9 protein-coding genes are annotated in these 11,653 nt (G+C 70.1%); 7 read left to right on the top strand and 2 right to left on the bottom strand.

The window, feature by feature from the left end; all coding sequences use genetic code 11:
• The first annotated feature begins 14 nt into the window (after positions 1–14).
• Genes nuoL through nuoN form a run of 3 tightly spaced genes read left to right on the top strand, consistent with a single transcriptional unit; the run spans position 15 to position 5,135 of the window.
• A complete protein-coding gene (gene nuoL, locus OIE74_RS15295; protein ID WP_329383290.1) occupies positions 15–1,910 on the top strand; it encodes an NADH-quinone oxidoreductase subunit L in 1,896 nt (631 codons plus the stop codon).
• A 4-nt stretch (positions 1,911–1,914) separates the two neighbouring features.
• Positions 1,915–3,486, top strand: coding sequence for an NADH-quinone oxidoreductase subunit M (locus OIE74_RS15290; protein WP_329383288.1), 1,572 nt, complete (start codon positions 1,915–1,917; stop codon positions 3,484–3,486).
• A complete protein-coding gene (gene nuoN / locus OIE74_RS15285; protein WP_329383285.1) occupies positions 3,483–5,135 on the top strand; it encodes an NADH-quinone oxidoreductase subunit NuoN in 1,653 nt (550 codons plus the stop codon). The genes OIE74_RS15290 and nuoN overlap by 4 nt, the downstream gene beginning before the upstream one ends.
• 103 nt (positions 5,136–5,238) lie before the next feature.
• On the opposite strand, the gene OIE74_RS15280 is transcribed toward nuoN, so the two are convergent.
• Both OIE74_RS15280 and fahA read right to left on the bottom strand, forming a co-directional pair.
• Positions 5,239–5,550, bottom strand: a complete 312-nt coding sequence (locus tag OIE74_RS15280) for a hypothetical protein (protein WP_329383282.1) — start codon at positions 5,548–5,550, stop codon at positions 5,239–5,241.
• Positions 5,547–6,770 (bottom strand): fumarylacetoacetase, encoded by a 1,224-nt coding sequence (fahA, locus tag OIE74_RS15275; RefSeq protein ID WP_329383279.1) that lies wholly within the window; start codon positions 6,768–6,770, stop codon positions 5,547–5,549. The genes OIE74_RS15280 and fahA overlap by 4 nt, the downstream gene beginning before the upstream one ends.
• 318 nt (positions 6,771–7,088) lie before the next feature.
• Here fahA and OIE74_RS15270 point away from each other — a divergent pair, with 318 nt between their 5' ends.
• The 4 genes from OIE74_RS15270 (at position 7,089) to OIE74_RS15255 (ending at position 11,648) form a co-directional block, all read left to right on the top strand.
• Complete coding sequence (locus OIE74_RS15270) at positions 7,089–8,099, top strand: polyprenyl synthetase family protein (protein ID WP_329383276.1); 1,011 nt, start codon at positions 7,089–7,091, stop codon at positions 8,097–8,099.
• Positions 8,100–8,336: 237 nt separating this feature from the next.
• Entirely contained in the window at positions 8,337–9,620 is a 1,284-nt protein-coding gene (locus OIE74_RS15265; RefSeq protein WP_329383273.1) for a LolA family protein, read from the top strand.
• Positions 9,621–9,757: 137 nt separating this feature from the next.
• Positions 9,758–10,708, top strand: a complete 951-nt coding sequence (locus OIE74_RS15260) for an ABC transporter ATP-binding protein (RefSeq protein ID WP_329383271.1) — start codon at positions 9,758–9,760, stop codon at positions 10,706–10,708.
• Positions 10,695–11,648, top strand: a complete 954-nt coding sequence (locus OIE74_RS15255; protein WP_329383269.1) for an ABC transporter permease — start codon at positions 10,695–10,697, stop codon at positions 11,646–11,648. Before OIE74_RS15260 ends, OIE74_RS15255 begins: the two co-directional genes overlap by 14 nt.
• Positions 11,649–11,653 lie beyond the last annotated feature (5 nt).

The raw sequence follows: 11,653 nt of genomic DNA, 5'->3' as shown, positions 1-11,653 counted from the left end.
GGGGTCGCTGAATCGTGGAGAATCTGATTGCGCTGCTCATCGCGGCGCCCCTGCTCGGAGCAGGTCTTCTGCTGTGCGGCGGGCGACGCCTGGACCGGGTGGGACATCTGCTCGGCACGCTGCTGGCGGCCGCCTCCTTCGTGATCGGTGTGGTGCTGTTCGCGGACATGCTGGGCAAGGGCGGCGAGGAACGCGCCCTGCACCAGCACCTGTTCAGCTGGGTGCCCGTCGAGAGCTTCCAGGCGGACGTCGCCTTCCAGCTCGACCAGCTGTCGATGACGTTCGTGCTGCTGATCACCGGCGTCGGCACCCTGATCCACATCTACTCCATCGGGTACATGGAGCACGACGAGCGGCGCCGCCGCTTCTTCGGCTATCTGAACCTGTTCCTCGCGGCGATGCTGCTGCTCGTCCTCGCTGACAACTACCTGCTGCTGTACTTCGGCTGGGAGGGTGTCGGCCTCGCGTCGTACCTGCTCATCGGCTTCTGGCAGCACAAGCCCAGCGCGGCCACGGCGGCCAAGAAGGCGTTCCTGGTCAACCGTGTCGGCGACATGGGCCTGTCGATCGCGATCATGCTGATGTTCACCACCTTCGGCACGTTCGCCTTCGGGCCCGTCCTGGAGTCCACCGGTGAGGCGAGCGGCGGCACGCTGACGGGCATCGGCCTGATGCTGCTGCTGGCGGCCTGCGGCAAGTCGGCCCAGGTGCCGCTCCAGTCCTGGCTCGGCGACGCGATGGAGGGCCCGACCCCGGTCTCGGCCCTGATCCACGCGGCGACGATGGTGACCGCGGGCGTGTATCTGATCACCCGGTCCGGCGCGATCTTCAACGCGTCCCCGGACGCCCAGCTGGTCGTCGTCATCGTCGGAGCGGTCACGCTCCTCTTCGGTGCGATCGTCGGTTGCGCGAAGGACGACATCAAGAAGGCCCTCGCGGGCTCGACGATGTCCCAGATCGGCTACATGATCCTGGCCGCGGGCCTCGGTCCCATCGGCTACGTCTTCGCGATCATGCACCTGGTGACGCACGGCTTCTTCAAGGCGGGGCTGTTCCTCGGCGCCGGCTCGGTCATGCACGGCATGAACGACGAAGTGGACATGCGCAAGTACGGCGGCCTGCGGAAGTACATGCCGGTCACCTTCGTCACCTTCGGTCTCGGCTATCTCGCGATCATCGGCTTCCCCGGTCTCTCCGGCTTCTGGTCGAAGGACAAGATCATCGAGGCGGCGTTCGCCAAGGGAGGCACCGAGGGCTGGATCCTCGGCGCCGTCACCCTGCTGGGCGCGGCCCTCACGGCGTACTACATGACGCGCGTGATGCTGATGACCTTCTTCGGTGAGAAGCGCTGGCAGCCGGACGCGGAAGGAAACGAGCCGCACCCGCACGAGTCGCCCAGGTCGATGACGATCCCGATGATCGTCCTGGCCTTCGGCTCGGTCTTCGCGGGCGGTCTCTTCTCACTGAACGAGTCGTTCGTGAAGTGGCTGGAGCCGGTCACCCAGTTCGAGCACGGCCACCCGCCGATCAGCGCGGCGGCCGTCACCACGTCCACGGTCGTGGTGCTGCTCATCGGTGTCGGTGCCGCGTATCTCCAGTACGGCCGCAAGCCGGTGCCGGTCACGGCGCCGCGCGGCTCGCTGCTCACCCGCGCCGCCCGCCGCGATCTCCTCCAGGACGACTTCAACCATGTGGTCCTGGTCCGCGGCGGCGAGCACCTCACCCGCTCGCTCGTGTATGTCGACCACACCCTGGTCGACGGAGTCGTCAACGGCACGGCGGCGTCGTTCGGCGGGCTCTCCGGCCGGCTGCGCAAGCTGCAGAACGGCTACGCCCGCTCCTACGCGGTCTCGATGTTCGGAGGTACGGCAGTGCTCATCGCCGCGACCCTGCTGATGAGGGCGGTGTAACCAGATGTCGTTCCCTCTTCTGACGGCGACGGCGGCCGTCCCGGCGATCGGCGCGATCGTCACAGCGGCCGTCCCGGCCGCCAGGCGCACCGGGGCCAAGTGGATCGCGCTGGCCTTCTCGCTCGCCACGCTCGTGCTGGCGGCGATCGCGCTGGTCCGCTTCGAGCCCGGCGGCGACCGGTATCAGCTCACCGAGTCCCACGCCTGGATCTCCGACTTCGGAGTCAGATACGAACTGGGCGTGGACGGCATCGGGGTGTCGCTCATGGCGCTCACCGCCCTGCTGATCCCCTTCATCATCCTCGCGGGCTGGCACGACGCCGACCCGCTGGAGACGAAGTCCTCCCGCTGGCGGCCGACGCAGGGCTTCTTCGCCCTGATCCTGATGGTCGAGGCGATGGTGATCCTCTCCTTCGAGGCCACCGACGTCTTCCTCTTCTACATCCTGTTCGAAGCCATGCTCATCCCGGTGTACTTCCTCATCGGCGGCTTCGGGGACCGGGCCCACGCGGGCGGCGACGAGGCCGGAGCCACCCAGCGGTCGTACGCGGCCGTGAAGTTCCTCCTCTACAACCTCGCCGGCGGTCTGATCATGCTGGCCGCGGTCATCGGTCTCTTCGTGGAGGCGGGGACCTTCTCGCTGAGCGAGATCGCCGCGGCCAGGGCCAACGGCACGCTGGACATGTCGACGGGTGTGGAGAGGTGGCTCTTCCTGGGCTTCTTCTTCGCCTTCGCCGTCAAGGCGCCGCTGTGGCCGGTGCACACCTGGCTGCCCAACGCCATGGGCGAGGCGACCGCGCCCGTCGCCGTCCTGATCACCGCGGTGGTCGACAAGGTCGGCACGTTCGCGATGCTGCGCTTCTGCCTCCAGCTCTTCCCGGAGGCGTCCAAGTGGGCCACCCCCGCGGTGCTGATCCTGGCGCTGATCAGCATCGTCTACGGCGCGCTGCTCGCGGTCGGCCAGCGTGACATCAAGCGGCTGATCGCCTACGCGTCGATCTCGCACTTCGGCTTCATCATCATGGGCATCTTCGCGATGACCAGCCAGGGCCAGTCGGGCGCGACGCTCTACATGATCAACCACGGGATCTCGACGGCGGCGCTGCTGCTGGTCGCGGGCTTCCTGATCTCGCGGCGCGGTTCGCGGCTCATCTCGGACTACGGCGGTGTGCAGAAGGTCGCCCCGGTCCTGGCCGGCACGTTCCTGATCGGTGGTCTGGCGACTCTCTCGCTGCCGGGGCTCGCCCCGTTCGTGAGTGAATTCCTGGTCCTGGTCGGCACGTTCAGCGTCTATCCGGTGATCGGGATCATCGCGACCGTCGGCATCGTGCTCGCCGCGCTGTACGTCCTGGTCCTCTACCAGCGCACGATGACGGGTCCGGTGAACGAGTCGGTCCGCACCATGCCGGACCTGAGGCTCCGGGAGCTGGCGGTCGTCACCCCGCTGATCGCGCTCCTTCTCTTCCTGGGCGTCTACCCGAAGCCGCTGACCGACATCGTGAATCCGGCGGTGGAGCACACCATGAGTGACGTACAGAAGACCGATCCCAAGCCCGAGGTGGAGGCAGCACCGTGAGTGCGACAGCTGTCCACAGCCTGTGGACAACGACGGCGGCCCAGGGGATCGACAAGATCCCGGCCCCCAAGATCGAATACGCGCAACTGGCCCCGGTGCTGATCGTGCTGGGCGCCGCTGTCGTGGGCATCCTTCTTGAGGCCTTCGTACCGAGGAAGGGGCGGTACTACGCCCAGCTCTTCCTCTCGGTCGTCGCCCTGGCCGCCGCGTTCGCCGCGGTGGTCGCCCTGGCGGCGGGCGGGTACGGCAGCACGAAGGCGCATCTGGCCGCGATGGGCGCGATCGCCGTGGACGGCCCCGCGCTGTTCCTCCAGGGCGTCATCATCCTGACGGCGATCGTCGCCGTGTTCACCTTCGCCGAGCGCAGGCTCGACCCGGTGAGTCACGGCAACCGCGTCGACTCCTTCGCCGCCCAGGGCGCCTCGGTGCCCGGCAGCGAGAGCGAGAAGGCGGCGGTCCGGGCCGGGTTCACCACCACCGAGGTCTTCCCGATCGCGCTGTTCGCGGTGGCCGGCATGCTGGTCTTCCCGGCCGCCAACGACCTGCTGACGCTCTTCATCGCGCTGGAGGTCTTCTCCCTCCCGCTCTACCTCCTCTGCGCCCTCGCCCGCCGCAAGCGGCTGATGTCGCAGGAGGCCGCGGTGAAGTACTTCCTGCTCGGCGCCTTCTCGTCCGCGTTCCTGCTCTTCGGCATCGCGCTGCTGTACGGCTACGCGGGCTCGGTGACGTACGCGCGCATCGCCGCCGTCGTGGACGGCTCCGTCGGCACGGTCGACCCGGTCCTCGCCGACACCATGGGCAACGACGCGCTGCTGCTCATCGGCGGCGCGATGATCCTCATGGGCCTGCTCTTCAAGGTCGGCGCGGTGCCGTTCCACATGTGGACCCCGGACGTCTACCAGGGCGCGCCCACACCGGTCACCGGCTTCATGGCCGCCGCGACGAAGGTGGCGGCGTTCGGCGCGCTGCTGCGGCTGCTGTACGTGGTCCTGCCGGGCCTGCGCTGGGACTTCCGGCCGGTGATGTTCGGCGTCGCGATCGCCACCATGGTGTTCGGCGCCATCGTCGCGATCACCCAGACGGACATCAAGCGCCTCCTGGCGTACTCGTCGATCGCGCACGCGGGCTTCATCCTGGCCGGTGTCATCGCGCTGACGGACGAGGGCATCTCCTCCGTCCTCTTCTACCTGGCGGCGTACTCCTTCGTGACGGTCGGCGCGTTCGCCGTCGTCACACTGGTGCGCGACGCGGGCGGCGAGGCGACGCATCTGTCCAAGTGGGCGGGGCTCGGGCGGCGTTCGCCATTGGTGGCTGCGGTCTTCGCGATCTTCCTGCTGGCCTTCGCCGGCATTCCGCTGACCTCGGGCTTCGCCGGGAAGTTCGCCGTCTTCAAGGCGGCGGCGGACGGCGGGGCCGGGGCGCTGGTCGTGGTCGGTGTGATCTCGTCGGCGATCGCCGCGTTCTTCTACGTCCGGGTCATCGTGCTGATGTTCTTCAGCGAGCCGAAGGCGGACGGCCCCACGGTCGCCGTGCCCTCGCCACTGACGATGACGGCGATCGGCGTGGGCGTCGCCGTGACGCTGGTGCTGGGCCTCGCGCCGCAGTACTTCCTGGATCTGGCGAGCCAGGCGGGCGTGTTCGTGCGGTAGCCCGTACAGGAGTACAGGAGTGAACGCCGTGGGGCCCCACCGACAAAGGTGGGGCCCCACGGCGTTCAGCGGCGTGCCAAGGCTGTCAGGACCGGGACCGGCCTCAGGACCCGGACTCCGGGGGCTTCTCGGGGAGGCGCAGCGCGCCGTCCACGCAGCCGGCCATCCAGTCGTCGTTCGTCTTCACGCCGTCGGTCTCCGCGTGCTCCCCGCACTCGGAGGTGGCGGCCCCCCGGTCGGACGCGTCCGCGCCGCCCAGATGTCGGGCCGGGCCCTCGTCCCGGCCGAAGGTGTAGCCGTCCGCGTAGCCGGGCTCGTCGCCCCGGCCCCTGAGGGCGAGGGCCGTCAGCACCACCAGCAGGAGCACGCCCAGCAGGACGAGCGGCGGCCTGAGCGGGTGCGGGGCGGTCCTCATCCGGCGACGATCCGGCCGGTCACCTCGCCGAGGCCCACGCGGACGCCGTCCGGGCCCGGGGCCCAGGCGGTGAGGGTGATCTCGTCGCCGTCCTCCAGGAACGTCCGCTTGCCGTCCGCCAGTTCGATCGGCTCCGTGCCGTTCCACGTCAGCTCGATCAGGGAGCCGCGCTGGCCGCGCTCGGGGCCGCTGATCGTGCCGGAGCCGTACAGATCGCCCGTACGCAGTGAGGCGCCGTTCACCGTCATATGGGCCAGCTGCTGCGCCGCGGTCCAGTACATGCCCGCGAAGGGCGGTTCGGAGAGCACCTGGCCGTTGAGGGTGACCGTGATCCGCAGGTCGAAGCCGCCGGGCACCTCCTCGTCCGCGTCGTCCAGATACGGCAGCAGCGGATGCGTACGGGGCGGGGGAGAGACCCGCGCCGCGTCCAGGGCCGCCAGAGGCGTCACCCAGGCCGAGACGGACGTGGCGAAGGACTTGCCGAGGAACGGCCCCAGCGGCACGTTCTCCCAGCCCTGGATGTCGCGCGCCGACCAGTCGTTGAGCAGGGAGAGACCGAAGACATGGTCGTCGAACGCGGCCAGTTCCACGGAGCGGCCCATCGCCGACGGGGTGCCGACCACGAAGCCGACCTCCGTCTCGATGTCGAGCTTGAGCGAGGGGCCGAAGACCGGGGCGGCGTCGGCCGGTCCCTTGCGCTGCCCGGAGGGGCGCACCACGTCCGTCCCCGAGACGACGACCGTGCCCGCGCGGCCGTGGTAACCGATCGGCAGATGTTTCCAGTTCGGGGTCAGCGGCTCACCGTCGGGCCGGAAGATCCGGCCCAGGTTGGTGGCGTGGTTCTCGCTGGCGTAGAAGTCGACCCAGTCGGCGACCTCGTACGGCAGATGCATCGTCACCGAGCCGAGCGGGTGCAGCAGCGGTTCTATGTCGGGCCGGTGGGCGGGGACCGTCACCCAGGCCGTGAGCGCGCGGCGTACATCGCGCCAGGCCGTGCGCCCGGCGGCCATCAGCGGGTTGAGGCTCGGCCGGTCGAGCAGCGCGGCGTACGGGGAGCCCAGCGCGTGCGCGGCTGCCCCCGCGTCGAGCACATGGCCGCCGACCCGGACCCCGAGCCGGCGCCGCTCGGGCTCGTCGGCCGTGGTGAAGACGCCGTAGGGGAGGTTGTGCGGACCGTAGGGGTCGCCCTCGGCCACTTCGAGCGGGCTCTGCTCGGGCATGGGTGCTGCCTCGCTTTCCGGATCGATGCGGGACACGTTACGTCGGTGTTGCCCGGTGGCGGCAGTGGTGAAAAGCGCGCAATGCCCGAAAGGACCCGAGTGCGGTGGGGAGTTAGGGGAACCTACCGGCGGTAGCCCGAACGGGCAGGGGGTGCGGACAAACGGGGGTAGTTCAGGTCGTATTTACCGATCACGAACATACGGGTGGAGCCGGGAAGGCGCCCATGGTGATCGAAACTCGACCGGATACGCTGACTTGAATGACAGCAGCGACACATCGACAATCCATGTGATCGTCAGCAGACAGGAGTACCCCTCGTGACCGTCGTCGGGCCGTTCGGGCTGAGCGTGCGGGACCCGGCTCTTGAAGCCGATGTCCTGAGCGGATTGTCGGCCGTGGAGGCGGGTCTCCTCGAAGCCACCAAGAGCGAGGTCCCTTTCATCACGGAAGCGGCGCAGCACCTGGTGCGCGCCGGAGGCAAGCGGTTCCGGCCGCTCGTCGTGATGCTGGCGGCCCAGTTCGGCGACCCGTACGCCCCCGGGATCGTCCCGGCGGCCGTCGTCGTCGAGCTGACCCACCTGGCGACGCTCTACCACGACGACGTGATGGACGAGGCGGACGTACGCCGGGGTGTCGACAGCGCCAACAGCCGCTGGGGCAACTCCGTCGCGGTCCTCACCGGTGACTTCCTCTTCGCGCGCGCCTCGCACATCCTGGCGGACCTCGGCCCCGAGGCAGTACGGATCCAGGCCGAGGCGTTCGAGCGGCTGGTGACGGGTCAGATCCTGGAGACGGCCGGACCGCGCGACGGGCGCGACCCGGTCAGCCACTACCTCGACGTGCTCGCCGGCAAGACCGGCGCGCTGTTCGCCGTGTCGGGCCGCTTCGGCGCGCTGACGTCCGGCGCCGACGAGACGGTCATCGACACCCTCACCCAGTACGGTGAGCGGCTCGGCGTCGCCTTCCAGCTCGCCGACGACGTCCTGGACATCGCCAGCGACTCCCACGAGTCCGGCAAGACACCGGGCACCGACCTCCGCGAGGGCATCCCCACGCTGCCGGTGCTGCTGCTGCGGGCCCAGGCGGAGGCGCACGGGCGCCCGGAAGACATCGAGCTGGTCGAACTCCTCGACGGCGACCTGACGGACGACGCCCGGCACACCGAGGCGCTGCACAGGCTGCGCGCGCACCCGGCGCTGGAGCAGGCGCGGCGGGACACCGTCCGGTACGCCGAGGAGGCGCGTACGGCCCTCGCGCCGCTGCCCGAGTGCTACGCGAAGTCCGCGCTGCTGGAGCTGTGCGACCTGGTGGTCCACCGCGCGGGCTGAGTACGCCTGTTGACGCCCCCGACGCCGGATCCGGCCGTCCCCTACTGGATGGGGGAGGTGACGGGTCCGGCTGTCATCCCAGAGCAGTACGCGAGGTTGGCCCCGCGGGTTGACGCTTCCGGTTAGCCGATTTGGTCTTATGGAGAACGCCACCCCGGACCAATTCGAGTGAGAATGGCGGCAAGGGGTGGACGAGTGTGAAGGACGGAAGCCGCCGACCACGGAGGTAGGGCACACATGGCACCGAACGACAGCGCACAGATCACCGGCGAGAACGACGAGACCGGGGACCTTCCGGCGGGCCGTCGCAGAGCGGCGCGCTATGTGGTCCCGGTCGCGGTGGCGGGGGTCGCCGCGGCGACCATCGGACTCGTCCCCGCGCTCGCCGCGTCGGGCGACCCGGACCTGCCGAAGATCACGGCGGCGCAGCTGATCGAGAAGATGGCGGCGTCCGACACGGAGCGGCTGTCCGGCACGGTCAAGATCACGACCGACCTCGGCATCCCGTCGCTCGGTGGCCTCGGCGGTTCGGCAGCCGGGGCGCTCGCGCCGAAGGGCGGGGCCGACAGCGGCGGCAAGGACGGCGGTTCGGCCGCGGAGCCGACCGGCAAGCTGATGGAACTGGCCTCCGGCGAGCACACCCTGCGTGTCGCCACGGACGGACCCGACAAGCAGCGGCTGTCGATCCTCGACAGCGCCGCGGAGTACAGCCTGATCCACAACGCCGGCGAGGTGTGGGCGTACGACAGCTCCTCCAACCAGGCGTATCACGCGAAGGCGCCCGCCGGCGCGGACAGCGGCAAGTCCGGGAAGCCCGGGAAGTCCGGCAAGTCCGGCAAGGACCAGGCGGTTCCGAAGGAGCTGCCCGCCACGCCGCAGGACTTCACGCGGGAGGCTCTGAAGGCCGCCGACGACACGACCTCGGTGACGGTGGACGGCACGGCGCGGATCGCGGGCCGTGACGCCTACCAGCTGGTGATCAAGCCGAAGCAGGCCGGTTCGACGGTCGGCTCCGTCAAGGTGGCGGTCGACTCCAAGACCGGTACGCCGCTGAAGTTCACGCTCCTGCCGAGCAGTGGCGGCAAGGCCGTGATCGACGTCGGCTTCACCAAGGTCGACTTCTCCCGGCCGGCCGCGTCCACCTTCACCTTCACGCCTCCCAAGGGCGCGAAGGTGACGGAGGCCGACGAGTCGAAGGCCGCCGGCAAGGACCAGGCCCACAAGGCGCCCAAGGACGCCAAGGAGCTCGGTTCGGAGCCGAACGTGATCGGCGAGGGCTGGACCTCCGTGGTCCAGCTCGACACCGGCGCCAAGGCCCCGACGGCAGCCGCGTCGAAGGACATGCCGGCCGAGGCCCGGCAGTTCATGGACGCGCTGGGTGACAAGGTCAAGGGGAAGTTCGGTTCGGGCACGGTCTACAAGACGCGCCTGGTGAACGCCCTGATGACGGACGACGGCAAGGTCTTCGTCGGCGCGGTCACGAAGGACGCGCTGGTCAAGGCGGCCAACGAGGCGAAGTAGCGCGAGGTGAGCCCGCCCCGTCGTACGCTCCGTACGGCGGGGCGGACCGCTGTCCGCGCGCCGGGGCCGGGAGGACCGGGTGGAGCCGCGGGGCCGGGCAGGACCGGTGGGACCGGTCGGGAAAGGAAGGGCCAGGGATGACCGTCGTCATAGAGACACGCGGGCTCACCAAGCGCTACCGGGGCGGGCAGCTCGCCGTCGACCGTCTCGACCTCGCCGTGCCCGCCGGCAGCGTCTTCGGCTTCCTCGGCCCCAACGGCTCCGGGAAGACCACCACCATCCGCATGCTGATGGGCCTGATCGAGCCGACCGCGGGCACGGCCTCGGTCCTCGGCCGCGCCATGCCGCGCGCGGCCAGGGCCGTACTGCCGCAGGTGGGCGCGTTGATCGAAGGCCCGGCGCTGTACGGGTACTTGAACGGCCGCGACAATCTGCTGCGGTACGACTCCGCCGACCCGACGGCCGATCCCCGCACCCGGCGGGCCCGGGTGGCCGGGGCGCTGGAGCGCGTCGGGCTCACGGCGGCGGGCGGCAAGAAGGCGAAGGCGTACTCGCTCGGTATGAAGCAGCGGCTCGGGCTCGCCGCCGCGCTGCTCCAGCCGCGCAGGCTCCTGGTGCTCGACGAGCCGACGAACGGCCTCGACCCGCAGGGCATGCGGGAGATCAGGGCACTCGTACGGGAGCTGGCCGGGGAGGGCACGACGGTCTTCCTCTCCTCGCATCTGCTGGACGAGATCGAACAGGTGTGCACGCACGCCGCCGTGATGGCACGCGGGCGGCTGCTGACCCAGGGCACGGTCGCCGAGCTGGCGGCGGGTACCCGCGGGCGGCTGGCGGTCACGACGCCCGATCCGGCGGACGCGGCGCGGGTGCTGAAGGAGCTGGGCGTCACCGATGTGACGGTGGCAGGGGACCGGGTCAGCGGGGAGCTCGCCGTGTCCGGCGCGGGGGAGCCCGCCGATCCGGCGGAGGTGAACGCCGGGCTCGTACGGGCGGGTGTGCGCGTACGGGCCTTCGGGGTCGAACGGGCCTCGCTGGAGGACGCGTTCGTGGCGCTGACCGGGGAGGGATTCGATGTCGCGGGTTGAGGGCGCGGGTGCGGACGCGCGTACGGACGTGGCGAGGGACGCCGCCAAGGCCCCCGCTCCCGCCCCCGCCCCCGCCCCCGCTCGCGCAGTATCGCCGCTCTGGACGCTCGGGCTCTTCCGCTCCGAGCTGACCACCACCTTCCGCCGCTGGCGCACCCTCGCGCTGCTGGGCGTGCTGGCGGCCGTACCGGTCCTGATCGGCATCGCCATCAAGATCGAGACGAGCGACGGCGGCCCGGTCGGCGGCGGCGGTCCCGAGGGCGGCGCCGGCCCCGCCTTCCTCACGCAGATCACCAACAACGGGCTGTTCCTGGTCTTCGCCGCGCTCGCCGCTACGCTGCCGGTCTTCCTCCCGATGGCGGTCGGTGTCATCGCGGGCGACGCGGTCGCGGGCGAGGCGAACGGCGGCACCCTGCGCTATCTGCTGGTCGCACCGGCGGGCCGGACCCGCCTGCTGCTGGCCAAGTACGCGGCGACGCTGGTGTTCTGTCTGGCCGCCACCCTGGCGGTGGCGGTCTCGGCGCTGGTCGTGGGGGCGCTGCTCTTCCCGCTCGGCGACGTCACGACCATCTCGGGCACGACCATCTCATTCGGCGACGGGCTGCTGCGGGCGGTGCTGATAGCGCTGGTCGTGGCCGCCTCGCTGATCGGGCTGGCGGCGCTGGGCCTGTTCGTCTCCACCCTCACCAACAGCGGGATCGCGGCGATGGCCACAACGGTCGGGCTGGTGATCACGGTGCAGATCCTGGACACGATCCCGCAGCTGCACGGGATCCACCCGTATCTCTTCCCGCACTACTGGCTGTCCTTCGCCGATCTGCTCCGCGAGCCGTTCTACTGGGACGACGTGCTGAAGAATCTCGGCCTGCAGAGCGTGTACGCGGCCGTGTTCGGCTCGGCGGCCTGGGCGCGTTTCACGGCGAAGGACATCAGTGCGTGAGGGGA

Source organism: Streptomyces sp. NBC_01716 (assembly GCF_036248275.1).
Classification (GTDB): Bacteria; Actinomycetota; Actinomycetes; order Streptomycetales; family Streptomycetaceae; genus Streptomyces.
Note: the sequence above shows the minus strand (reverse complement) of the source record. Positions and strands in the feature narration are given on the sequence as shown.